Origin of the sequence: Spirosoma validum (genome assembly GCF_014699035.1) — a bacterium.
Lineage (GTDB): Bacteria > Bacteroidota > Bacteroidia > Cytophagales > Spirosomataceae > Spirosoma > Spirosoma validum.
Window position 1 is genome coordinate 966357 of record NZ_JACXAA010000001.1, and the last position, 23171, is coordinate 989527.

The 23171-nt window shown below is 48.6% G+C and carries 21 protein-coding genes; 6 read left to right on the forward strand and 15 right to left on the reverse strand.

Features of this window, described 5'->3' with window-relative positions; genetic code table 11:
- Positions 1–72: 72 nt before the first annotated feature.
- The gene (locus tag IC230_RS03810) at positions 73–1137 is read left to right on the forward strand and encodes a hypothetical protein (protein WP_191037622.1); all 1065 of its coding nucleotides are present in this window, start codon (positions 73–75) and stop codon (positions 1135–1137) included.
- Between the two features lie 495 nt (positions 1138–1632).
- Here IC230_RS03810 and IC230_RS03815 read toward each other — a convergent pair whose 3' ends face one another.
- Entirely contained in the window at positions 1633–3171 is a 1539-nt protein-coding gene (locus IC230_RS03815) for a hypothetical protein (protein WP_191037623.1), read from the reverse strand.
- A gap of 618 nt (positions 3172–3789) precedes the next feature.
- Between IC230_RS03815 and IC230_RS03820 the strand changes: the two genes are divergently transcribed.
- Entirely contained in the window at positions 3790–4506 is a 717-nt protein-coding gene (locus IC230_RS03820) for a hypothetical protein (protein ID WP_191037624.1), read from the forward strand.
- Positions 4507–4919: 413 nt separating this feature from the next.
- Here IC230_RS03820 and IC230_RS03825 read toward each other — a convergent pair whose 3' ends face one another.
- The 7 genes from IC230_RS03825 to IC230_RS03855 all read right to left on the reverse strand — a co-directional run bounded on the left by IC230_RS03825 (position 4920) and on the right by IC230_RS03855 (position 12309).
- A complete protein-coding gene (locus tag IC230_RS03825; RefSeq protein ID WP_191037625.1) occupies positions 4920–6155 on the reverse strand; it encodes a tyrosine-type recombinase/integrase in 1236 nt (411 codons plus the stop codon).
- 55 nt (positions 6156–6210) lie between these two features.
- Entirely contained in the window at positions 6211–7473 is a 1263-nt protein-coding gene (locus tag IC230_RS03830; RefSeq protein ID WP_191037626.1) for a phage integrase SAM-like domain-containing protein, read from the reverse strand.
- Positions 7474–7476: 3 nt separating this feature from the next.
- On the reverse strand, positions 7477–8934 hold the full coding sequence (locus IC230_RS03835) for a tyrosine-type recombinase/integrase (RefSeq protein WP_191037627.1): 1458 nt from the start codon (positions 8932–8934) through the stop codon (positions 7477–7479).
- A 49-nt stretch (positions 8935–8983) separates the two neighbouring features.
- On the reverse strand, positions 8984–10306 hold the full coding sequence (locus IC230_RS03840) for a hypothetical protein (RefSeq protein WP_191037628.1): 1323 nt from the start codon (positions 10304–10306) through the stop codon (positions 8984–8986).
- A gap of 220 nt (positions 10307–10526) precedes the next feature.
- Positions 10527–10742 carry a hypothetical protein gene (locus tag IC230_RS03845; protein WP_191037629.1) on the reverse strand — a complete coding sequence of 72 codons (216 nt, stop codon included), beginning with the start codon at positions 10740–10742 and terminating at the stop codon, positions 10527–10529.
- A 142-nt stretch (positions 10743–10884) separates the two neighbouring features.
- Complete coding sequence (locus IC230_RS03850) at positions 10885–11709, reverse strand: T9SS type A sorting domain-containing protein (protein WP_191037630.1); 825 nt, start codon at positions 11707–11709, stop codon at positions 10885–10887.
- 15 nt (positions 11710–11724) lie between these two features.
- Positions 11725–12309: a type VI secretion system tube protein Hcp gene (locus IC230_RS03855; protein WP_191037631.1), complete on the reverse strand. Its 585-nt coding sequence runs from the start codon at positions 12307–12309 to the stop codon at positions 11725–11727.
- 510 nt (positions 12310–12819) lie between these two features.
- Here IC230_RS03855 and IC230_RS03860 point away from each other — a divergent pair.
- Complete coding sequence (locus tag IC230_RS03860; RefSeq protein ID WP_191037632.1) at positions 12820–13194, forward strand: hypothetical protein; 375 nt, start codon at positions 12820–12822, stop codon at positions 13192–13194.
- 282 nt (positions 13195–13476) lie between these two features.
- Here IC230_RS03860 and IC230_RS03865 read toward each other — a convergent pair whose 3' ends face one another.
- Entirely contained in the window at positions 13477–13728 is a 252-nt protein-coding gene (locus IC230_RS03865) for a hypothetical protein (protein ID WP_191037633.1), read from the reverse strand.
- A 693-nt stretch (positions 13729–14421) separates the two neighbouring features.
- On the opposite strand from IC230_RS03865, the gene IC230_RS03870 reads away from it, so the two are divergent.
- From IC230_RS03870 to IC230_RS03880, 3 genes are all read left to right on the forward strand, one after another.
- On the forward strand, positions 14422–14739 hold the full coding sequence (locus IC230_RS03870; protein ID WP_191037634.1) for a LytTR family DNA-binding domain-containing protein: 318 nt from the start codon (positions 14422–14424) through the stop codon (positions 14737–14739).
- 99 nt (positions 14740–14838) lie between these two features.
- Positions 14839–15186, forward strand: a complete 348-nt coding sequence (locus IC230_RS03875; protein ID WP_191037635.1) for a hypothetical protein — start codon at positions 14839–14841, stop codon at positions 15184–15186.
- Positions 15187–15388: 202 nt separating this feature from the next.
- Entirely contained in the window at positions 15389–15742 is a 354-nt protein-coding gene (locus tag IC230_RS03880) for a PH domain-containing protein (protein WP_191037636.1), read from the forward strand.
- Between the two features lie 7 nt (positions 15743–15749).
- Here the strand turns inward: IC230_RS03880 and IC230_RS03885 are convergent, their stop codons facing one another.
- The 6 genes from IC230_RS03885 to IC230_RS03910 all read right to left on the reverse strand — a co-directional run bounded on the left by IC230_RS03885 (position 15750) and on the right by IC230_RS03910 (position 23070).
- Positions 15750–16055 carry a hypothetical protein gene (locus IC230_RS03885; protein ID WP_191037637.1) on the reverse strand — a complete coding sequence of 102 codons (306 nt, stop codon included), beginning with the start codon at positions 16053–16055 and terminating at the stop codon, positions 15750–15752.
- Positions 16056–16541: 486 nt separating this feature from the next.
- A complete protein-coding gene (locus IC230_RS03890; protein ID WP_191037638.1) occupies positions 16542–20129 on the reverse strand; it encodes a phage tail tape measure protein in 3588 nt (1195 codons plus the stop codon).
- A gap of 153 nt (positions 20130–20282) precedes the next feature.
- Entirely contained in the window at positions 20283–20582 is a 300-nt protein-coding gene (locus tag IC230_RS03895) for a hypothetical protein (protein ID WP_191037639.1), read from the reverse strand.
- Between the two features lie 15 nt (positions 20583–20597).
- Positions 20598–21275 carry a hypothetical protein gene (locus tag IC230_RS03900; protein ID WP_191037640.1) on the reverse strand — a complete coding sequence of 226 codons (678 nt, stop codon included), beginning with the start codon at positions 21273–21275 and terminating at the stop codon, positions 20598–20600.
- An 11-nt stretch (positions 21276–21286) separates the two neighbouring features.
- Positions 21287–21520: a BRO-N domain-containing protein gene (locus tag IC230_RS03905; protein WP_191037641.1), complete on the reverse strand. Its 234-nt coding sequence runs from the start codon at positions 21518–21520 to the stop codon at positions 21287–21289.
- A complete protein-coding gene (locus IC230_RS03910) occupies positions 21517–23070 on the reverse strand; it encodes a hypothetical protein (RefSeq protein ID WP_191037642.1) in 1554 nt (517 codons plus the stop codon). Before IC230_RS03910 ends, IC230_RS03905 begins: the two co-directional genes overlap by 4 nt.
- Positions 23071–23171: the final 101 nt, after the last annotated feature.

Sequence of the window (23171 nt, forward strand, 5' to 3'; positions counted from 1 at the left end):
AAATAAACCATATACTCCCACGCTTCCATTGACCTGAACATAGATGAATATGAATCGACAGGTAATAAAACCATGAATTCAAAAAAGGCCATAGCCATCCTAATTACTATAGGCTGTCCCCTGTTACTAGCCCTTTTCAAGAATAATGAATTTAATATTCCAATACCTTATGTGATTATTGGAATTGTTGTACTCACTTTGCTTTCATTAGTACATAAACCGAGTACCGCTCAGCTTTATAAAGAAGGACTTAGCGAAGAAGAGAAAACCGTTGAAGAGGTAAAGGCTTCTCAAAAACCACCCGTGTTATATCTACGCTCTTTCCAAGCTGACAGAGATATTGAAACACGTTTTGTCGGAAATTCCATTCAGGTAGAAGAAACCTACGAATACACGCTCACTAAATATTTTGAGCCAATTGGTCCGCTCGTTACCCTGCTCAATAAAAAAACCACTTACATAGGTGGTGCAAAAATCGATAACACCGAAGAGAATTGGCAGGAAGTCTTCCACAGCTACGCAAAAGAATCCACCTATCTGATCTGGTCATGGGGATTAAGTGAAAGCGTACTTTGGGAATTAAAACAGTTGTTGTCGAACGAATACAGACATAAGCTGATCATCTTTTTTCCCGTAGAGGGTATCCCTGTCGAAGTGCGTGAAAGCTATTGGAGTAACACACTAGGTGCATTAAAACAGATGGATGTGAATATTGACTCATTACCCAATACAATTGGAAATTCAATGTTTATTATTTTTCCGGAAGGAAGGTCAGGAGAGCCTATTGATTCAACCCCTTCATTATTAGAAATAATAGCTTCTGTGGGTGCTTGTGACTTATTGGCGATTAGCCTGAGACGACTAACCGATACGTTAGGTTATGATGTGGAGAAGGGGCTGGATAGCGGTTCAAAGTTGGCTGTGCTTCTTTTAGCAATTGGCGCTACGTTCATCTTTATGATGATTATGTTTAATTCGGCTAATCCTATCTGGTTTTATCTTTCGACTGTTGAGATATTTGCTTATGGGTCCCTATTGTGGTGTTTAGTTCTAATAAGCTATAACTGGTACACTACGCGGCAATATAAATTAAGATGGTTAAAGAGTGGGATCCAAACTAGCACATCTATCAACTAAGGATTTACCATACAGCGGCATTTCACCTATCTTTTCTTGGCTCACATAAATTAATTCTGAAAACGCTCAGACGGCTATCCTACAAAACTTATAAAAGGGATGCTTGCCTATGGAGTAGAAGTTACTAATGTTACTCCGCAACCGACTTAAAAGAGGCTTTGCGTGGTTTGACCTCCACCAGAAAAGGCCCCCTATGCACCCCTTTTTCCACTTGTCCACAACTCACCCCAAAACGCTGTGGTTAAAATTCATAAAAAAGGCAAAAAGCGACTGGCAAGCATACTGAACATACTCCGGATCGCCTAAAAAAGAGAGGATTTAACTCAAATATCTTTCCGGCCGTTGGCGCAGGGAATAAAAAAGATTGTTTTATAGCCTGCACATTCTACACTTCCTACACGAATAGAGGCTGCCAATCTTAGTTAGAAAATTGACAACCTCTATTAGAATAGAACACCCTCCTTGGTCAATCGTCAAGTAACTTAGCCAGACCTGCTACCGGTAGAATTTATGGTAGACAAAGTTTGTGCCCGGCGCCCCTTTGGCAAAAACGGATCGATGACTAGCATCCGTTGAAATAACCGCCGGTGAGGAGACAAGCTTAAATTCTTTGTCGACCGCAAACCAGCCTGACCAGCCATTGTCCCAGTACTGTTGCCAAAGGCCACCATCCACTCCCTGCATGTATAAATCAGTAACATTAGTACCTGGAACGATTACTGCAGCAACGTCTCCTTTCACAACACCCTTACCGCCCAGGGATTCCCAGCCGTGCCAACTCCCATCCCAGGCTTTGTGATAGACATTGCCATCTTTCCCTCGGGCGTATATAGCCCGGTGACCGGTGTTCGCTGAAACAGCCGTGGGTGAGGAATCCATTTTGAAACTTGAATCAACGGGAAACCATTCCGTCCAATTGTCATAGCCGGCATTAGTCGAGAAGGTTTGCCATAGGGTATCGTCCGCCCCCCGCACATAGACATCAATCACCTTCGTTCCTGGAATAACAACCGCCGATACATCTCCAACTCCTATCTTGCCCGCTATTTGGCCAGTGAGTAATGTCCAGGGAAGCCAATTATCGCCATTCCACAGTTTGTAATAGGTGCATAAATTCTGACGTTTCCGGGCGAATATAGCCCGGTGGCTGGCATTGACTGAAACCACAACGGGTGACGACGAAGGGTGCATATCAAAGCTTGGATCGACGGACATCCAGCTTGACCACTGACCATTGGCCCAGTACTTTTGATACAGGGTTTGATCACTCCATTGGGCGTAAATATCAACGGTTCTTGTTCCTGGAATCGCCACTACGCCCAAATCATTGATTACCTCACCCCCCAGAAATTGCCAGTATTGCCACCTGGGACCGTAGGCGGGCCATCCGTTGATGGAGGCACTTAGTGGCAGTGTGGTACTCTGATCAAAGACGATCTTGGCCGCATCGAGTACGGACTGCATAGCAACCTGTGGTAAGGATGAATTGTCCTTGGCGTTAAAGCCGTGTTCCCGCATCATTTCATGTAGAACGACAGCTCCAGTGAAATAGGCCAGTACCAGCGCCCCGTGTGCGTTTTCGGGTACAGGTCCACTTGGCGTAAACGCACCGGTTCCCTCCCTGGCGTGTTTGATTATATTATAGAAATGAATTTCGATCGTCTGGCTACCGGAGGAAGTCTCCGCATACTGAGTTTTTGTCAAGTCATCCCCATCGGGGCCTTCAAAGCGTAACCGCCCCGGACTTGTTGATGTATTGTTGTAACGAAACAACCCATAAGCAGAGAGATGCACCTGCTGATCCTCTACGCTAAAGCCATTCCGATAGCCGTTGTTAGCCTTCACAATCAGATGTGATGCAGCAGATACTGCGTTTGTGTAAAGCAAGCCCTTGTTTCCTTTCTCATCTAAAAAGATAAGGCGCATGGCCTGATAGAAAATGCTCGTGAACGACGTTCCAGCAAAGGTCGTCTTGTCCATCCACTTGCGGCAACCTTCACTACGGTACCAGTTACTCCAACTGAGTGCTTCCATTGATTTTAGAATTTAGTAAAATGGTTAATTGGTTGATTGAATCTTAAAATACCTGAGGCTCCCACCGCTCCCTATTAGCTACGATCGGGCAGACAATAATCTGCCTAACGAATCATTAGGAATCTAAGATTTGGGGCAACCTGTATCAATTTTGAGGCAACAGGGTCGCCGCTTTGAGCGAACGGTCAACGTCTGCTGAGTTGGTTAGTCGCAGAAGAACTATTTAAGGCAAACAGATCAATAAAAAAGCCCCGACTATTTGCCGGGGCCATCTTACTGTTAATTAATTCAACCGCCGGGCATGGTTATACAGCTCGGCCGAAAAAAGATGTTTTTGAGCCTGCATTTCTTACATATCCTACATGATCAACTACTCCCAGATTGCCTAACACCTCAACACTGAAGGACTCCAGACCGCTAGGGGTGCAGGTTCCAGGCTACGCAGGTAAGCCGGTTGTTAGCCAGGGTGTGACAAGGTGTAACACCCCTCAATAAAGTGTGCGATTTGAAATCTGACCCGTTATTGAGGGGGAGTAAGTCTGTGCACTCCGTCTAGTAACTATATTCACTGGGTTTATTTATTTGCTGTACTATTGCGGTTTGTCTAAACTTCGCTCAATGAAACATCGCTTACTTACCGCCTTACTCTTACTGATCACGGCAACTACCTATGCTCAGGTGGGCATCGGCACCACCACGCCCGACCCATCGGCACAGCTCGATGTGGTTGCTACCGATAAGGGGGTACTCGTGCCCAGGGTGACTAGCACAACCGCTGTTTCGGCTCCTACTGAGGGATTACTGGTTTATCAAACCGGATCGCCAGCCGGGTTTTATGTCCGACAAGCGGGGGCCTGGGTTAGACTGGTTACTGAAACGGATCTGCCCAGTACTGTACTCCCGTTCTTTTCAGGAACTACGATTACTTTTCAACCCGCTTTATTCTTCGTGGGCCTGAGCAGTAACGGTCCTAATTCGACTATTCATCCGGCCAATGTCTTTTATCCGGCTCTTCCCCGAAGTGGCACCCTTACCGCTTTGACAGTTGGTATTAGTCCATCCTCAAATCAAACTTTAACAGCCCCCTTTTTAATTCTAGCGCAGGTATACCGAGCTGACCTAAATTCCAATTCGTACAGCGCCATTCCAGGAGCACAGACGACCATACTTATCCCCCCTTTCGTTCCTACTGCCGGACGGGTTTTTGAGGCAAAAATTACGGGGTTGTTCACACCCTTAGCCGAAGGGAGCCATTTGCTAATAGGTTTTTCTGCACTCTCACAGGCATCTACCCCACCGACTGGTTATGTCAGTGCAGCCCTATCGATCAAGTAATCACCGCCCCCTATTCGTTAAACCAAACGGAAATTCACTGACAGCCTTTACAGACATAAAAACAGCCGCTTCCCACCTGAGAAGCGGCTGTCGTCAAGTTAACCATTAACAATCAATAGGAATGGTGTCTCAATATTACACGTTACTATTCTCTAGTGCTGGTATTACAATCTAGCGGCAATCAGACCATCCTTTATGAAAAAAAGCAGACCGACACTGTCAGTCTGCTTTCCGTTTCTATCCACACCTAAGGGAAGGTATAGCTCTCCCCGGGAAAAGTTCAAGAGAGTGTTTACTGGATTTGTTCATGCCAACCTAATTCCTGCCAGTAAAGAGAAATTCATCGCCTTTATAGTTAGTCAACCCCCGAACCTGGCTATACAGCTCGGTCGAAAAGGCGACTTCGTGGGGGGTTAAGCGGTTTTATGAATTTGGATGAAGGGGGTGGACTGGGAAGCACCCTGTACGCGCAACATACCTGCCCTGACCATGGCACCGGTCACCCTGACATAATTACGTAATGTCGTCTGAATCGAACTGTGACCAAGTACTTTACTAACCTCTTCGATCCGGTAGCCTTTCCGTAGAAACAAAGCTCCGGCGGTCTTCCGGCATATCTTGACCGTTAGTCGCTCGGTAAACCCAATCTGATCCTGAATGATGGTTGTCCAGCGGTTGATTTCCTGGTTGCTCATTTTGGGGATGCCGCCAGGGTAGTTGGCCAGCACCCGCCCGACTTCAGGCAGTAGCGGTATACAGGCAATCAGACCAGTTTTGCCGCGCGGTATTACGATCATAGGCCCGGCTTCGGTTTCTTCGGTAAAGTTGCCAGGCGATGCTACGTAACGCTCTAAATCCGGCTGATCCATACCCGTGTAGCAGAGTAATAGTAGCCAGTCCCGCGCCAATCCGTGCGATTCGGTTGGCGTCTCTACTTGCCAAAGTTTATCCAGGTGTTCATCCTCCAGAAAATAAATCGGTTTGTCTTTGCCCTTATCGGGAAAATAGTTGGCAATTGGATTTTGAGCGAGCTGCTGAATCTCGACCAGATGATTAAGGCTCGCCCGCAGATATCCCGTATAGCGGGCTGCCGTGGCTAATCCCAGCGGTTTTTTAATCAGGTAATGATAAAAGCCTTCGGCCCATTTATTGCTGATCAGATCACAGGTCAGGCGTTCCGATTTGCTAAGCTTGACGTACTCGGCCAGGTAGTCCATGCCGTTCTTCCACTTGCTCAGGGTGCGTTCCTCCCGGGCTTCGGGTGTCCCTTTTAAACTCCGCAGATACGTGTAGTGCGTCTGAAACGCGTCAAGCAACGTGGGTATCAGTGTAGCCTTTCGGGTCCAGTGCTGCTTGATGGTTTCGGCTGCAGGTAGTAAGGGAATTACCCCTGCGTTATGCAGCCGCATCAACTCGGCCAGCAGGCTTTTGTGTTCAGCCAGAATACTTTCCAGTTCATTATTCGTTTCCTGGGCTAGCTTAGAGTACCCCACTACTTTTTGCTGACTAGAATTCCACTTATCAGGCCTTACATAAACGCCACTAGCGTAGTCGGAGCATTCCACCCCGTCAACTTTTAAGCGAATGTAAAGCTGCCGGGGCTTTTCGCTGGACCTCTGACCCGTGCGCAAGCGGAAGTAAACAGTCATTTTAAGCCGGTTGCGGCGTGTTAACAGAGATGAGGTCTGATTCATGATTAAGCAATTAAGAAGCTTTATAAATGTGCAAGAACGGAGTTACCTTTTGCCCTTGAGCGGGCTCCATGGGGTTAGCCTGCAGTAATTCAGCCGGAAACTCTGACAGCAATCGCTTCGGTCGGGTCTTCCGGTAAGGGGTTAACTCCTTAGCCGCTTTCTGGCCCATCGCTACAATGGTTGCCTCTTCGGATAACTGAAGTTCATTGATACACCAATCCGCAAAGGTTTTCCGAGCCGTGTGAGAGGTGATGCGTTTCTCAATACCCAGACTCAGCATGATCTGACGAAGCAGCGGGTTATAATCGCCCAGCTTGGGCAAAGGCATAACAATACCCTTGTACTTGTCCATTAATTCCCAGACCCGCCGTGAAATGGGAATGCAATACTCGGTGCCGGTCTTCAAGCGCTTACCCACAATGCAATGGCTACCCTCCACGAGCCGAATCGATGCGGGCGTTAGGGCTTTCATATCTTGGTAAGCCAGCCCCGTATGACAGGCAAAATCAAAACAGTCGGCAACTGATCGCAAGGCAGGTATTAGCTTGGCATCTCGCACAAGGGCTAGTTCTTCCTGACTCAAACACTCCAGATTTGGGGTTTTGTCCACTCGGATGCGAACATTTAACAAGGGATTCTTTTGAATATGCTCGTTTTCAGCAGCCCATAATAGCACCGTTTTAACAACCTGACAGGTTTTATCCGCAGACCGTTCTCCGTTGCCGCGCTTGGTGATCAGAAAGGCTCGGTAGCGCTTGAGTGTTCCGGGGGTGAAGTCCTCAGCAGCCTGATCGGTTGTACCCTCCTGCTTAAGAAAAGCCAGCAAGGGTCGAAACTTAAAGCGGTAAGTGTCAAGGGTTGAAGTTCTAGTTTGCAGGGCTGTCCGCTCGGCTAAAAACATAGCTAGCAGATCCGGCAGGGAGGGGCGCATTTTACCCCCTTCACGAACGCACGACTTTACCCCTTTCGAGGTCATTCGTACGTCAAAGCCCTCATGTTGGGCATAGAGCTTGCGAAGTTTCTGTTCGCTCTCGGTAATGGCTTTATTAATGAGAGTAGCCTGAGGGTCTGCAGGTTTTACCCGCTGTTTGGTTTGATCCCAGTTGACACATAGAATCATAATGGATTTAGGCAGATCAAGGCCGGAGATCACCGTAACGGCGCCAAGTGTGATGCGGCTACGATTAACAGTAACTCTGACATAAACGGCACCGTAAGCAGAAGTACGCGTTGACTTTCTTAGATAAAAGTTAATGTGCAAATAATTGACCATGACTTAAGCGGTTTTATGGAGTTGAATAAAGGGGTTTGTATTCCGTGTAGCTGAGTCTCCGACTAACTGGCTAATGTCAACCTTGACCCGCTTCATGCTCCGGTCGATCGAAGCCGCCCGTACCTTGACGTAATGGCGCTCCGTGATGGCAATACTCGCGTGGCCTAGCATTAGACTCACATCGGCAATCCGGTGACCAGCCGCCAGCATCAGACAGCCAAAGGTCTTACGGGCTGTTTTTACGGTGATTCGCCAGGAGATACCCAGCACGGTTTCGATGTGATCGGTGTAGCGATTAACGTACTGGGCGCTGAGCGCATGGGGTCCCGTTGGATAGATGGCAAACAACTGCTCAACCTCATCCAGCAGGGGCAAATGATACTCGTTATGTGGCGGCTTCTTGCGACGGCCAACCAGCTTTAAGCCCTCTGGCCCTATCACTTCATACGCTTTTCGGTTTCGAGCATATGCCAGTGCGTCGGGAAAGTCTAAGCCCGTGCAGCACATCAGACAGAACCACCACAAGGCCATGCCTTTAATACCGGAGTGGTCCATCTGGAGTAGTTGATGAACGTGCCCAGGCTCTAAAAACTGGACTTCTTTATCGGTCGCTTTGGGCCACCGCACTCTGGCAATGGGATTGTCGTGAATCCAATCCTCTTCAATCATCCACCTCAGTACCGCCGATACTTTTAGCACAAAGCGGCTAGCTTGAGCCGCCCCAACTGGCTGGGAGCGGTTTCGCCCTCCGTCCTGAGTCTGTAGCCAGATGTGGTATCGTTTAGCCCAGCCAACACTCACAGATCCGGCCGTTGGCAACTGCTGATTGGTTTGGGCGGCAAACTCATTGAGTAGCCGCAGGCCCCGCTTCCACCGGCCAAGGGATACGCGTGACAAAATCTTATCTGCTCCCTGCTGTTGGAGATGAGCGATGTAGGCGATATAGGCTTCATCGAGTGGGCTGTTGGCCGAAAGGCAGTTGGCATATTGGTTTGGGTTACGACGCTTCGTTTTGTCGTGCAGATAGACCCAGCCGTGTTCACTGGACCACTCGGGTAGTAGCCCCGTCAGGCATTCATTTTGCACGGACTCAACCGAGGGAACGCCACCCGTTTCGCGCTGGCGATGAAAAACGCCTTCAATGTAGGCTTTCATACTAGTGATCTGGGCGTTTACTGGATCGACACGACGGGCTGAGGCTTGTTTATGCACCCGCCAGTCGGCAGGATTGACCAGCAACTTTTGGTTACACCATACAGCCCCAAAACAAACCCGTTGCCGATTGATGGTGATCCAGACCTGCAAAGGATGTTGATTGGAATAGCTACGACCTTTCTTAGGAGGACGCAGGGCAAACCGTATACTGATAGGCATTCGTCTGCGCCAGGTCATTGGACTAATCTGACCCGAAAGGACCATTGGCCCAGTTAAGGCCATACTTTTTAGTTGCGGAGTACTCATAAATTATCTAGGGTATGGGGAAATTCATAAAAACACCTGTACAGTTGCACTACTCGTCGGCAGGACCTGAAGGTGTACTGTCGTCAGTCTTTTCCTCCGTCGAGCTAATGCCATGTTGCGCCAGGAACGCCTGATACTCCTTTTGGTAAAAACGCTGATCCGTTAATCGATTAGCCCGAAACCGCTCATCATCCCCCCGGTAAAAGCCCGCTAAATAGTTCTGATTGGCCAGATCGATCGAGCTAAGTTGCAATTCATCCAGGATGTTCTGCGCCGTCTGGTAATCGTCAAAATCAACGTAGGCATTCTCAAACTCCCCCTCCTGGATGCCTTCCTGATACTGTTTGCGCCGACTATCCCGGTATTCAGTCAAGGCAAAAAAAAGGATCTCGGCCTGAGAGGTGCCCTTATGGTGAGTATTCACCCGAAAGCTATGCGTCAGTGCGTTGGAGTGTTCAGGTGCCTTCTGAGTGGGTATCTTCGCTTTGAGTTGAGGAATTAACTCTTCATACTCTTCTAACTTGGCTTTCATCACCTCCATCACCTCGCCCCGGTTATCCAGCATCAACTTCAGATTAGCGTTCATCTGCACCATAGTCGTATTCATGAACTGCAGGCGGGTTATCCACTCGCGTAGCGAATCAATCTCAGCGATACTGGCAGACGCTTCCATTAGCATCTGGTAGCCTTCGGGCTGGAAAGGATTCTCTAGCATATCCAGCGGTACGGGCTTCTCAGGATTGGGTACAGGTCTTTCTTTATAACGGCCTACCCGCGAGACCATCAGGGCAATACCGCTATGCAAATCGTACACTTTCTGATCCTTACTCGGCTCGGTGATGGCCTGAAACTTCCTGGACAGCATGTATTGAGTTGCGATATCGGAAAGTTGCTGACGGAAGGCTTCGATACCCTCCTCAGAATTGGTCACCTGTTCCAGGTAATCCGAGAGCCGGACATAGGTACGGCCTTCGTAGGTCAGTACGCCACCAATCTGGGTGATGCGGTCAGCGAACAGGGCCGCTAAGGCTTCGTCTTGCATTGGTTTGCCCGTCAGAATCGACTGCAAGGATTCGCCGTTGACTACCTCACTGGGGGCGGCATCGTCTGAGGTTTGAGCGATGTGTACCAGCGCCCGCCTAAGCACGTCAGGTTGATAGTTGCCTGAGTTGACTAAACCGGAGACCAGGGTCTTACCCGTAGCGGAAAGACTCTCAAAGAGGACCAGTTCGTCAAAGTCGAAGGTCTGTGAAATCAGGGTTGGTTTTACCGCTGGGTTAGCGGAATTTGCCGCTAAATCGGGATTTTGAGCCGATTGCTCAAGATTGTTTGCATGGGAGTCCCCCTCCCCGTACTTTTGTCCGGTCAACATTTGAATATAATGTTTAGATGATTGATAAGGAGCCCTAGTAGTGTCTGTTTCTCAGGCGTTCATTACTAGGGTTTACTATTTTTGGGCAATGCGAAATCTACCGGTTCAGCCAGGCAAACCGATTAAGGTTACTATGTGGCTTCTTCCGTTTCGAATTGATAAGCGAAGTTAACATATTTGCGACACAATACAATACTTGTGTCGCATTATTTTCAAGGGACTATTCAGAAGCAAGGTCTTTCAGCCGTTTTTTGCGGTCCTCGTCAAAAAACTTTGCTCGATCTATGTAGTAGGTATCAATGATTTGCTCAAGCATTGATGTTTCACTACGACCAAAAAGGACAGCTACTTCTTTTAATTTACGGCTAGTGTCGGGAGTAAAACGAAACGACTTATGCTGCGTCTCTTTCTTTTTATCGTCGTCTTGGCTTTTCATTGATAGTAAATTTCAGTGAATAGATAAAGCTACGACACAATAAGGCACAAAGCAATACCACTACTAAATTTGGAAAAGAAAAAGCCACACCTGGCGAGGTATGGCTAAGTCGTGAATCAAGCCAGATAATTAACAAACACTATCAGGGGACGACAATGAACGTTGTACTAGCCTGCTGTTGGCTGGTCTTGATCTGAACATAGTACGATCCGGCTCGCAGCGTCGAAAAGCCCGACAGAAAAATTTGCTGATTCGCCCCTAGTACGTAGTTCGGATTCTGATAGATAACCACCCCACGGGCATCAAAGACACTAACCGACAGGCTTTCCCCACTCCTCACCCCCGAGACCAGAAAGCTAAGGTCTCGATGGAAGCCAGGGTTGGGAAAGGCTTTGACCCCTAACACCTCAGTATAGCCCTTGATGGCGATAATGCTACTGTAACTAACCGTGCCATCCCGTTCCACCGGCTTCAGCCGGTAGTAGGTATAGCCCGTGCTGGTATTGGGATCAATAAACGAATACCGGGCGGTTGAACTCGTAGTACCCTGGCCAACAACGGTGCCAATCGCTTCGAATCCAGCGGCCGGATTCGCCGACCGTTCGATGGCGAAATGATCGTTGTTGATCTCGCTGCTGGTACTCCAGTTGAGATTTACCTGGGTTGCATCAAGCCGTTCACCAGTAAAACTAATTAGTGTAACCAGTAGCGGGGCGGACCCACGAATACAGGCACCCGCACAGTCTGATGGGGCTCGTGCCGCCTTTAGGAACGCGTTCGCCTGCCTGGAGTAATAGCCTGGCTTCGTGATGGCCACCAGCCGGTCGACCTCCCGTTGTATAGCCGAAACCGGTGGCGCAATTCGCTGGGCAGGCGTCAAGCGGTGAGCCCCGTTTTGGGCCAGTGCAGTCAGGCTTTGACCAGCTACTAACAAGCCACTTAATAGCAGATGTCTCCTACTCATCATGGTACAAGGTGCTCCCTAAAATTCGGCTCTGTTGGTGATAAAATTCCAGACTACCTGGGGACTTTGGGCCGTAACATTTCCTCTGGTATCCTGCTGATAGTTGGTGATGCGGATGGCGCTGTAAATCAACTGGACCGATTCGCTTGGACAGCAGTCCCCGCTTTGGGCCGCACTGGTATTGAAGTTGGTAACCAGGGCATCTTTCAGCTCAATGAGGGTGATCAAGGCCGGAGCATCGACACCACTAGTTTTTCGGACTACGAGTTGGGCCGTCTGGATGCGTTGACCAGCCAGTATAGCGTTCTGCAGATAAACCGAAGACACATCAAATCGTTTGGTGAGCTCAATCGATGTCGGAACCGCCCTTCCTGCAACTACCCCATTTCTATCAATTGTGCTGGTACTGCTAAATCCATACTGATAAGCCAGTAGCTCCACGTAGTCACTGGTGGTCCCGTTGGTAGGTCTAGGCAGATTAGCTACCGTTGTTCCGCTAGGGGTAATTACCCGCGTGGTGTAGGCATTAAAATAAATGTCTTGCGCGTAAGTTGACAGGCAACCCAGCAGCGACAAGGCAACAAATAAGTAAACTGTTTTCATGCTATTGACTATAATGGTTTTTGATCTGGGACAAATTAGGTATAGTAAACGTAGTTTAAAACTGCGCGTTTCTATTTTTTCTTCGTAGCGTGTCAGCCGTACGATAACACTGGCAGTAAGGGCGTCTAGGATTGGTTATTAGGATACCTGGAACAAGGTGGTCATTGCGGCTCACGCCAGGGCCTGGAATCTAATTAATGAAGATGCTTATAAAGATCTGTCGGAAGTTCAGGAATGAAAGACAGAGGTTTTGGCGGAGTTGAAAATTAAGATGAGCCAGATAGGCGAGATGTTCTTGGAGCTCAAAATGCAAAATGTAAGTAAGGGCCTTTACTAGTACATTGTACGCTACTTATAAGCTGATTCGCCTCATGCTATTCTGATTCGATCAGCTGATCATTACTCATGAATTATTAAAATAATTTATTTATATGATGCTATTTGTATGAATACTGTTTTGTTTAATCTTTGGTAACTATATACACCAACCTATTAAACAAATGGCTACCTATGCAGCACCCTTTCTATAAAATAGTTTCAAAAACATTCGATAGCTCCACCAGCGAAGCTATCCTAATCGATTGGGTCCAGGCGGTAGGCGCTTTTTATCAGGCCTATCAGCAACTGAACACCTACAGGATACAGCCGGATATTCACCTCCTCCAGCCAATGCCAGCCAGCCAGTGCCCACTTGGTCAGTTGGAGATCTTGATGGACGGTATGCAACAGGAGATCGAAAGCTTACTAATCGATATGGGGGCTGCTGAGCCGTCGGCTGCTGGCTTGAGCAGGTACCAGAAGCTTATCGACCATACCGCCCGGTTGAATCGATTGAATCAGCAGGCCCAGACCTTAGGCCTGTTAATGGGGCTATCACCTTCATAGCCGCCCCAATAATCACTATATCGTTACGTTTTTTCCTCCCTAAACTCCTAATTTGATAACATCTGGCCATTCCTTACCGTCCATTCTGGAGCAGTACGTTTTTGTCGTGGCTACCCGGTTTATCGGGCTGGCCTCCCCGGCGGATCAAAGTCGATTGGTAGGCCTCTGCCTGACAGCTATAGCCAGCATACCCCTGCTCCCAATACGGCTACGGAGTCAAGACAGGAGTCGCCCTCACTGACAAGTTGACTGGATTGATTAAATACTACTAAGCGGATAGAGCTAAGCTGATGTAGTCAATTTGACCTGATCTAAATAGGTAGTTAGCCGCTCTGTCCGTTGAAACGAACAAATACAGGTCAGCTTACCATTTTGAGGATCAAAGCAGGCTTCCGCGAAAAAATCACCAAAGCTGTACAAATGGCGGTTTCGGCATAGATCGAACCGATGCACTAAGGGAGTGCCCCACAACCGCAAGGCTCCCTGGCGAATAAATAGCGGTTGTTGGTCAAATAATTCTCGCGTAATTTTCATTAACCTATTTTGTTTTTTATACACTAAAGGCTAATTTAAATTAACGTTGTTTTATTAATTAGAATAGTTAGGTAATGGGTTGACCAAAAAACAGCCACTCCCCAAATGGGCTGTGGCTGTCGATCATCCAACTAATAACATTTTATGAGAATGTAGACTCAATATTACACCCTACTATTAGGTTAGTATGTACATATTAATTAAATGGTAGTTATGCCGCTTGTTGTTATCACAAGAAAGCCAGACTACGTTGTGGACTGGCTTTCTGTCGCACCGCAACGGCAGACCATGGGCGACCCCGTTCTATCCACACCTTCTAAGCATGAGCTTACAGAATAGGCCTTTACTTTCACGTTGGAAGAGCTACAAATGAAAAGTCAACTGCAAAAAGGTAAATACAGTATAAAGGCAGAGGGGCATAAACTTCTTAGATCACTAACTAGCTGAACCGTTAAGTTTATCTAGAAAAATCCGTGTCAAAATTACGCCGAAATACCCCTTGCTCGGATTGCCTTGTTTTGGTTACATCTTTATCTGTTTTGACCTTCACTATATAGTATCATGCCCAATAATGTAGGCCTTGATAGTAGAAAGTCCCACCAATCACTTGAGCGGGGGGGGGTTGGTGTGCACTAACCATGACCAAATCCAGATGTGCTCATATAACGTAAGTTTAGGTTCATCAACGCAACTATGGATACTATAAATTTGCCTGGTTTTTCTAGACCTATCCTGCTGAATGATATTCTTTGGCTAAAAGGGGAGGCTACATATACCCGGATTTATTACAAGGATGGCAGCCATGCCATTGTCACCAAACCGCTTAACTACTTTAGTCAGCACTCTACGTTTATTCGGGTGCACCGATCTATCATGGTTAATTCGATGTATGTACACGGATTAATCCAGGGCAAACCCCGCTCATTGAAGCTTCAACTGTCAACGGGTACCCTACTGGATGTGTCACGCCCTTATTATCAACTTCTGGGCGACTTATTCCCCAGCAAATGATTGGCTTTGGCATTAAAATGAGATCATTTTTAAACATCTTCAGCTAGAGAGGCAGTTAGATACGGGCTGGCTTGACTAACCCGCCAGTTTCTTAACGCTATGAAAAAAGTCATCATTATGGGAGCGTTGCTACTGGGCGTAGCCGCTTTCAGCGCCCAGGCGCAAACACCTAACCCCGGTACAAGTGGTACTGGTAACGGAACCAATGGCTCCTCAACGCTGAGCGGGTCGACCCAGTCCAGTGCGAGTGGATCAAACTCAGGCCGAATGAAAAGCTCGGGCAATAAGGACTCTAAAATGAATTCGGGCTCGATGGATAAAAGCTCGACCAACATGGATAACAGTTCAACATCCAGCCAGTCGGGTACTATGCCTTCCGACAAGACCAACGGTCGCAAAATGAAAAGCGGTAGTGGTACATCAGGCAGCAGTTCAGCGAAGCCTTAGAAGCGGAGTTAAATGTCTTATTTGTTAGAAAGTCGGCTTACATAAGTGGCCGACTTTTTGTTTGTTTGATTACGTGAATAATCTAGGTTCATTAGGCAAGCGTTTGCGCTTAGCAACAAGAAGCTGTTGTCCTACTTTTGCAGAGTAGAAAGCCCCTCAAATCGAACTTATGGGAATCTAACTATAAACCTCCACACGGTAAATGGGACTATTTGATAAAGTGGCTTCCGCAGCTGCTGATAAATTCAACAAGGAAGTTCAGTCTTTACTTATTCAAGGGGAAACGTTGGAAAACATAATGCAACTCTTTGAAGATTACATTGCCTTTACTAACAAGCGTATAATCTTCGTTGATCGGAAATTTATCGGTTCTAGCCGGGCTATTGTGTCAATCCCCTACGCTAAAATATCTGAGGTGGGTATGACTAGTGGAGGCTTTATGAAGTTCTCTCAGGAACTAGCCGTACAGGTTGGGTCACATCGACACGAGTTTAAGGTGTACGATCCCAAAGAAACTGCTGAGGTATATAAAGCATTAGTGGCTAAAATCTGCTAGCCTTCTCTCAATTCAGGTGCATTTGCTTGGCTCCTGTAAGGTCCGCTTTTAGCTCCTCTATTCGAAGGCTCTGATCCTTAACTAATGTTTGATAACTTAGTAGTAGTTCGTGTTGCTGACGGATGTACTTCTCATTGCCGGCCCGCTCTTGCTGGTGATAACTGACTGCATCCCGGTACAGATCGCGCAGCTCAGTGTTACCGCTCAATAGCCTGACCTGCTTTCTGCGAAGTCGGGCAATCAAAACCAGCAGACCGGCAATAATAAAACTGAGCAGACCAATGATGAGCAGAAGTTGAGTTGTAGTATTCATGGATAATACAGATTAGTAGGCTTTTGCAATTCTATACAACAAAGAACGTAAATTATTTACGTTCTCCCTGGATAATGCCTACATTCGTAGCAGGTTAAGGGTTAGAAATACGTTGATGGATTAAGCCAGGCGCAGCAAGTGTCTGGCTTTCTTGTATAGAATTATATAAATGCTTAATTAAGCAATGGCAACAAGAGCGGATAAAACCCGAAACTAGAAAGCGGGTATATGGGGCTTTTTTTTCGTTAGAGCCCAGACAATACATCATCGATCTAACTTGGGGGCTGAGGTTGTGGATCGAAGAAAATATAGGCATTGTGTCCTCTTTTTTCTATTCGATTTACAATGGTCAATTTCACCTCATTTTGTTCCGAAGTGAGACATTGATCCGCGGGTAGGACTACAAAAGGCGTCTAGTCACCGGTAAACCAAAAGCGGCTCTCACATCGCTGAAGAGCCGCCTTGGAGAACCCAATGTAATCGTTTCTACACGTACTTAACGATCTGAATGTTGCCATTCTCGTCGGTGATGCGGAACCGTCCGTCGGGTAGCTGCTCTTTGCTAACACTGTTGCCTTTGCGGGTTTCATCGAGCAGCGCCTGAACGTGTCCGTTTAGCTGCCGTACCTGGCTGTGCAGTTCTGTATCCACGTTGTTGGCCCGGGTCTCATTGATCTGATGGATCAACAACAAATCCTCCTGCCGAACCGACTCCGGCAGGCTTACCCCCGTACCCGCTAGCAGATCCCCCCAGTCACTACTCCGAATGCCCCGCCCTAACTTATTGATCCGGGACAGGAACGATTTGTTGGGTTGATACGACTCCTTACGGGTTACCCCTTCGCCAACCTGTAACCGGGCGTCGATCTCGTCAGCTTTGCGATTGCCTAGTATTGCCCGCTCCCGAGCCGTTTGGTGGGTCACCTCGTCGCCATCGTGGTATTTAGGTAGACTGGAGATTCTGGATATACTCAGGGCAACCGCGGCAAAGAGTGCAGCCACTTCAACACCCGCAGCTATAAGTCCCACAACCGGAATGCCCGCTTCAGATCGAAATATCTTTGCTATGGCCAAGGCTAGTTCCGAGGCTTGCAGGGCGGCATTGATAGTTAGTTGAATCTTCTGGGCAGCCCGTTGACTCTCAACTTCTTTTTGGCGCTGAGCCTGCAACGCACTGTACTCCTGCTGTTTAATGGACACACTATTGGCTAAGCCCTGCTTTTGCAGCTCTAACTCCGTATCAATCTCCCGCTGCTTGGCTTCAAGTTGCCGATCAATTGAGTCAATGTTGGCCTGATCGGTGGCTATTTTTTGATCCAGAATCGCCTGGGCGTTTTCAATCAGAGTATTGGTGGCCTGACCGACCTGCTTGGTCACGTAGTCGGTGATGTCGTTACCCTGCTCGTCTTTGAAGGTCAAGCCGAATAATTCGAACAGGTTGGTAGGTCCCGTCTTGCCCTTTTTTTTGATACCGGCTAGCTGACCCTCTATTTCCTGAATGGCTTCCCGGAATCCTGCCACCGCGTCTTTGTCAGCGAAGGGGTCCTTTTCGGCCAGCGCCAACACCTTATTGTAGTAGTCGAGCTTGATTTGCAATAGTGCTGCCGCCTTGCGGTTCTCGTAATCGATCTCCGATTCGCCCGCCTGCCGGGTTATTTTTTTGGTTTCGTCGACTAGTTTGTTCCGCAGCTCCAGCTCCATGTCTCCCAGCTTCCTTAACCGGTCCATTTGATCCTTTTCCAGCTTATCGGTAAAGTCTGAATCGATCAGATCGGTTAACCGCTTGGTATTGGTTGTGTAGAGGTCGGGCCGGGTGGCATCCCGCATCTGATCCAGTACGTCTTCGGTTCGTTTGGGTAGTTTGTAATTGAGGTCTTTAACTTTGGTGGTCTTACCCGTCTTGGTGTTCAGAACTTCATAACCGTTTCGCTCCTGACCCACGGCAATGAGATGAGCGCGGATCTGCTCGATTTCTTTCAAATCAAACGCCCGCTTTAGCTCCAGGTACTCCCGGCTGTTCTTATCTAGCTTATCCAGTCGCTGTTTGTCGAAATCATCCTGAAGCTTTTGCAGGTCCTCCTCCATTTTCTTACGCCCCTCAAGCAGACTTTTCCGGTTTTTCTCCGCTAAGGCCAGGGCTTTTTTCTCCTCCTCCGTTGAGCCCTCCCCCTGTAAGGATTGTAAAGTTTTCTTTCGCTCAGCATCGGCCTTGCCCAACCGGGCAAGCTCACTATCCGCTTTTGTTTTGGCTGTGGTAGCTGCCAGGATTCGCTTCCGACTCTGGGCGAAATCTTCATTAATACCCGGTCGTTTGGTAGTGGTAGAGGCTTCCAGTTCCTGACGCAACTTCAGATGAGCCGCCTGCGCTTCTTTTAGCTGTTGAGCCTGTTGCTTGGCAATCGTTTCAGCCGCTTTGCGCTGGGCGGCGGGCAGTAGTTCTCCCTGTTTGGTATACAGATCAACCAGATCCTTTGTCTCCCCCGCTACCTGTTGCAAAGCCGCCTGTCGGATGCCAGCGATCTCCGCATTTCGTTTACGAATAACCTCATTGGCATCTGATTGCTGAGAGGCTGCTTTACCGGCAGTAAACAAAGCGCCAATCAAACCGTCGGAATCGTTGCTCAAATAGCTATCAATAAATGTTCTCGCTACGGATTTGCTATTGGAGAGGTTTTGCAGAAACAGCGTGTAGCCCTGGGTCAACCGGCGCAGCAGCCCGTCCTGAGCTTGCCCTAATGACCGAAAGAATCCCGTTGTGGCCGAACCCGCCTTGTCCAGATCGGTGGCCAGGTTGTTGAGGTTGGTTCGCTGCTGCTGGTAGGCAATGTCGGTGCCGGTCAGATCTTTGGTGAGTCCGGCAATTTCGTTGCGGGTATCCAGCACCCGGCGGGCAACCAGAATGTTTTCAGTGCCGAATACTTTGGTTAGCTCAGTGGTCGTGTTGTACTTCTTAGCCGCATTCTCCAGAGCCTTGTCCAGACCCACCACCGAAGGACGCAGGTTTTTATCCGTATCGGTTTCGAGTTTGAGCAGCACGTTCCGTAGACCTGTCCCCGCTTCGGCTCCTTTGATCATTACCCCCGCCAGGGACTGAATTAACGCGTTACCCTGCTCAAAGCTGAGTCCTGCGGCTTTCATGGCCGTACCCGAGTTCTGAAGAGCCTGAGTGGTGTCGTTGATCTCCGAAGCGCCTTTCAGAGCGCCCGCAGCCAGTACGTTGACAAACCGGCTGGCCTGGTCAGCTCCCTCCCCAAACTGGTTCAGTGCTCCCAGCGTTGCCTGGGCCGCTTCGGGTAAGCTGATGGAGCCCGCCTGCGCCAGGGCGACAACTTCCTTAGTGGTATCGGCTAGTGCCTGCTTATTGGCCAGTAGTTCGGGTTGAATCGATCCAACAGCTTTGAAGGTATCCAGAATGGTTGAGGCTACAATACCTGTATCAGCTTCGAGGGCCTGGGCCTGCTGATCTAAAAACGCCAGCGCTTTTCCCGTTGCCCCGGTCAGGGCGGAAAGCTCGGAGAGCTTGCGGCCGTACTCGGCGGAATCGGTTACCGCCCGTCGGATCACCTCCGCCCCCCCTAGCGCCAGTCCCGCCCCCGAGGCCAGAGAACCAATGGTTCCACCAATATCGATCTTACCCAGAATGCCGCCTTTTTCGCCGTTACCGTTCCGCTTCTTGCTAAGCTTATCGATCTGATCATTGGCTTTGTCAATCTGTTTGGTCAGCAAATCAATCTCTTTGCGTAGCTGCTTGATTTGCTCCTGACTTTTTTTCAGATCCAGCGGGGTACTGGCTTTCTGCTGAGCCATTGCCGCCTTGACGTATTCGGCGGCTAGTCGTTTGACTTCCCCTTGCAGGTTCTTCTCCGCCTGAGCTACCTGCCCTATTGCCCTCATGCCTGCCCGAAGCTGATTGTTGTACTTCAGGGCATCGTTGGCCTGCTGTTTGAAGGGGTTTTGCTGAGCGGACTTTTTAGTCGCTTCGTTCAGGTTGTCATACCCGTCAATCATTCTGGCCAGTCCGGAGTCAACTCCCGAGACGTCTAAACTGAAGCTATCGATAATTACATCTGCCACGTCTTTTACCGTTTAAATGTTAAGTTTTCTACAAGTTAGGGTGTTGTAACCCTACTTAAATATACACCTTTTCAATCTGCAATTCAATTCATAATCCTTTGATAATTAGATATTTATGTCAATTTTCCCAGACACCAATTAACCTGTCGCCGTCTAGTTAGAGTGCAGCCGCTTGGCGGCACCCAGACTAGCCGTTAGCTCGGCAATGCGGGCGTTTTTTTCGCCAATGGTATCCTGACTGGCTAGGATGAGCTGATACTGTTCATACTGATGCAGTTGGGAGTCCTGATAGGTTAGCTGCTGCGTTTTGACCGTTGTGCGGTACAGATCGAGCAGTTCCTCGTTCCCTTTGCGTAAGAGGGTCACCGTTTGGCGGAGCCTGACTATCCAGATCGAAAGCACCAGCAGGGCAGTCGTCAGGACAATGCCTAGTGGTAGGGTTAATTGTTCCATATGCATGGGATAGGGCTAGGAATTTTCAAGATGCTCAGGGGGCAGGCTTGTGGTTTGCAGGCCCTGCAGGACCAGCTTGGTAATTTCCTGCTGGACCGTCTGGGGTAACATGCCGAAGGTGATCTGATCGATCTTGACATTGTTGTTGATCTGGATGTAGTTGCTGGTTTGCTTTGGGGCGGGGGACGATTGCGGATCGGACAGACCGCCTACCGCATCCAGATACAGCCGGGCGGCTTTGACGTCACCACTCATAGCTAGCTTAAACAGTTGAATAACCACCTGGGTGGAGAGCATTCGGAGTCCCTGCAACTGCTCCTGATAAACGTCCGATAAATGAAAGTCCCTGAGGTGCTTGCGGATGGTCAGCCGAGATATGCCCGTTTCCTGACTTAATTTATTAATGGTCGGCATGCGGTTTTTCTCGGAGATAAGCCGGTGAATCGCACTGGTCAACTGCCGATGGTTGACCTCCCAGGTTTGATTGCGGATTTCCTGCTTCCGCTCTTCGGTCTGAAAGGGGCTGTCCAGCATCAGCTCGATCAGGGCCTCATTGCGCTCACCTTGCTGCTGGGGGGTAGCGTCTTGGGGTAGTTCGGGATGCAAGGCAAACACCCGATCGGCGTATTCTTTCTGGTTCTGACAACCGGCCAATTCTGGATACTTTTGGATACTTTTTTGGATTGGGTTCATGGCTTGTTGGGTTAGATGCGACGCAAAGGAGACTCGCCGGTTTGGTTGATGTGGGCACTGATGCAGTCGAGTACCTGATCATCTTTCATCATAGATTCGGTGGAGCTGTAGCCCAGACATTCAGCGACGCTGGCGGCATCAAAGAGAATCTCACCGGTTTTGCGGTCGCGCAGAATCTTAACGGGTGTGCCCTCGAAATAGGACAGGTAGTACTCGTAGGTATCGTCGTAATGGGTACGTATCATGATTGTTGTTTGGAATTGAGTGAGGCTAAGCCCAGTTTACTAAAAGGCGATTCTTTGCTACGCTGCCATTCGAAAAAGCTTTGTTTGTCTATTACTTTTATTTCCCGGATTAACGGAATGGTACCGGCGGGGCTGGGTTCGTCTATTTCAGGTGGGTAGCTGTCACAAGACTCAACCGTTAAGCGTTCAATTTGCGATTCAGCAGGTTTGAGAATAGAGCCGGGCGTTGCGGCCCAGTCATCCAGGTTGTCGACTATAAAATTCGGATCGCTTTCAATTTCTACAGGTAGAACGGCATACAATATACGTCGGCACTGCTCGTCAGCATCGAAGGCAAGTGGAGCCGAAGGAAACGCGATGCGTGTCTTGATTTGCTCATTTCGCTTGTTGTCTGGAATGACTACGTATTCTGCAAACTCAGCTGACTTGTCTGACTTCCAATCATCCGTGCTTGACTGCTCAAAAATAAGTTCGTCAGGCTCCTTCGGCGAGTTAATATTGAACCACTGTTCAAATGTGTTTTCGGCGTCTGGAAAGTTACTGCTAGCTGCTAAAGTGCATATAGGGGGTTTGGCAGTAGCAGTAACTTTTCCGGCATCAAAGGAGCGGTTTTGCGGGTAGTTGTCACGCTCGTATTTGGCCTCTGGATAGACGGGGGTTGCCATACCGTAGCGCAGCCCGTCCCGAATGGTTTTCTGGGATTTAGCGAACATTGGCCACTCACTCACTACAGTTTCCAAGGCATAAATCGCCGTCTGTTCATCCAGTCGATTAGCGGCCACAAAACCGCCCGCTAGCTTAGCCGCTTTCAATAACCGACTGTGGCGCTCACCCTCACCTGCTAGCTCCGTATAGCGAACAAGCCGGTGTAAGAGCTGGGTATCATCCTGAGTCGAATCAGGTGTGTACTTTGCTGGAGAAGGCTTTGGGGGTGGCGGGGTGTAGGTTCCAGTCATGACCTTGGCGTTATCATTGAGATAGGGCTCTTCGTCACAAGAGACAAAGCGCAGGTGGGTCGGATTACCGCCTTTGGTTGGATCAAGCTTGATCCCCAGTTTATCCTGGAATAGCTTTTGTAAATACCGAAAATGTGCTTCCAGCGTTTCGGGGGTCTGGTCATCAGGCAAACGAACAACAAACCAGAGTCCACCCCGGACCGAGTAGGCGCAAATCAGAATAAACGGCAGGCGTGTCAAATGCTTTTTCAGCTCGGCCATATCAACCCCCGGGTTATCCTTCTGGTCAACATCGCCCATCATCACCGGCCACTGCTGCAGTATCTTTTCAGCAAACGTGGTGTCCTTTTTACGGTGTTTCAGCAAAGCGACCGGCGTAAAGGCCGACAGGTGTTTTTTCATGTCATCCTGTTTGGTCTTGTCCGTCTCGGCACGAATGTCCTCAATGGGCGCCTGATAATACCGAGTGGTCGCCATCCGCCGGAGTGTGGTCCGCTGGGAAGGGATTGTGGCGAACGTGTTGCGCTGGTGGTCGAATTCAAAAAAGCTGACGGGTGTGTCTAACAGGGTTGGTCGAAAGATTTGATTATCCATACTGCTAACTGCTAAAGTGGGTGCTAATTTGATTTTGGCAGTATCAAAAGTTACTGCTAGCTGCTAACTGCCATATAAGGGGTTTGGCAGTAGCAGTAACT

Bases quoted from the DNA above. Each gene is read 5' to 3' on its own strand.
- IC230_RS03860 (WP_191037632.1), top strand. From the start codon at position 12,820: ATGCAGCACCCTTTCTATAAAATAGTTTCAAAAACATTCGATAGCTCC.
- IC230_RS03840 (WP_191037628.1), bottom strand. From the start codon at position 10,306: ATGTTGACCGGACAAAAGTACGGGGAGGGGGACTCCCATGCAAACAAT.
- IC230_RS03810 (WP_191037622.1), top strand. From the start codon at position 73: ATGAATTCAAAAAAGGCCATAGCCATCCTAATTACTATAGGCTGTCCC.
- IC230_RS03895 (WP_191037639.1), bottom strand. From the start codon at position 20,582: ATGGAACAATTAACCCTACCACTAGGCATTGTCCTGACGACTGCCCTG.
- IC230_RS03910 (WP_191037642.1), bottom strand. From the start codon at position 23,070: ATGGATAATCAAATCTTTCGACCAACCCTGTTAGACACACCCGTCAGC.
- IC230_RS03905 (WP_191037641.1), bottom strand. From the start codon at position 21,520: ATGATACGTACCCATTACGACGATACCTACGAGTACTACCTGTCCTAT.
- IC230_RS03815 (WP_191037623.1), bottom strand. From the start codon at position 3,171: ATGGAAGCACTCAGTTGGAGTAACTGGTACCGTAGTGAAGGTTGCCGC.
- IC230_RS03820 (WP_191037624.1), top strand. From the start codon at position 3,790: ATGAAACATCGCTTACTTACCGCCTTACTCTTACTGATCACGGCAACT.
- IC230_RS03825 (WP_191037625.1), bottom strand. From the start codon at position 6,155: ATGACTGTTTACTTCCGCTTGCGCACGGGTCAGAGGTCCAGCGAAAAG.
- IC230_RS03845 (WP_191037629.1), bottom strand. From the start codon at position 10,742: ATGAAAAGCCAAGACGACGATAAAAAGAAAGAGACGCAGCATAAGTCG.
- IC230_RS03870 (WP_191037634.1), top strand. From the start codon at position 14,422: ATGGATACTATAAATTTGCCTGGTTTTTCTAGACCTATCCTGCTGAAT.
- IC230_RS03885 (WP_191037637.1), bottom strand. From the start codon at position 16,055: ATGAATACTACAACTCAACTTCTGCTCATCATTGGTCTGCTCAGTTTT.
- IC230_RS03900 (WP_191037640.1), bottom strand. From the start codon at position 21,275: ATGAACCCAATCCAAAAAAGTATCCAAAAGTATCCAGAATTGGCCGGT.
- IC230_RS03830 (WP_191037626.1), bottom strand. From the start codon at position 7,473: ATGGTCAATTATTTGCACATTAACTTTTATCTAAGAAAGTCAACGCGT.
- IC230_RS03865 (WP_191037633.1), bottom strand. From the start codon at position 13,728: ATGAAAATTACGCGAGAATTATTTGACCAACAACCGCTATTTATTCGC.
- IC230_RS03880 (WP_191037636.1), top strand. From the start codon at position 15,389: ATGGGACTATTTGATAAAGTGGCTTCCGCAGCTGCTGATAAATTCAAC.
- IC230_RS03855 (WP_191037631.1), bottom strand. From the start codon at position 12,309: ATGAAAACAGTTTACTTATTTGTTGCCTTGTCGCTGCTGGGTTGCCTG.
- IC230_RS03875 (WP_191037635.1), top strand. From the start codon at position 14,839: ATGAAAAAAGTCATCATTATGGGAGCGTTGCTACTGGGCGTAGCCGCT.
- IC230_RS03835 (WP_191037627.1), bottom strand. From the start codon at position 8,934: ATGAGTACTCCGCAACTAAAAAGTATGGCCTTAACTGGGCCAATGGTC.
- IC230_RS03850 (WP_191037630.1), bottom strand. From the start codon at position 11,709: ATGATGAGTAGGAGACATCTGCTATTAAGTGGCTTGTTAGTAGCTGGT.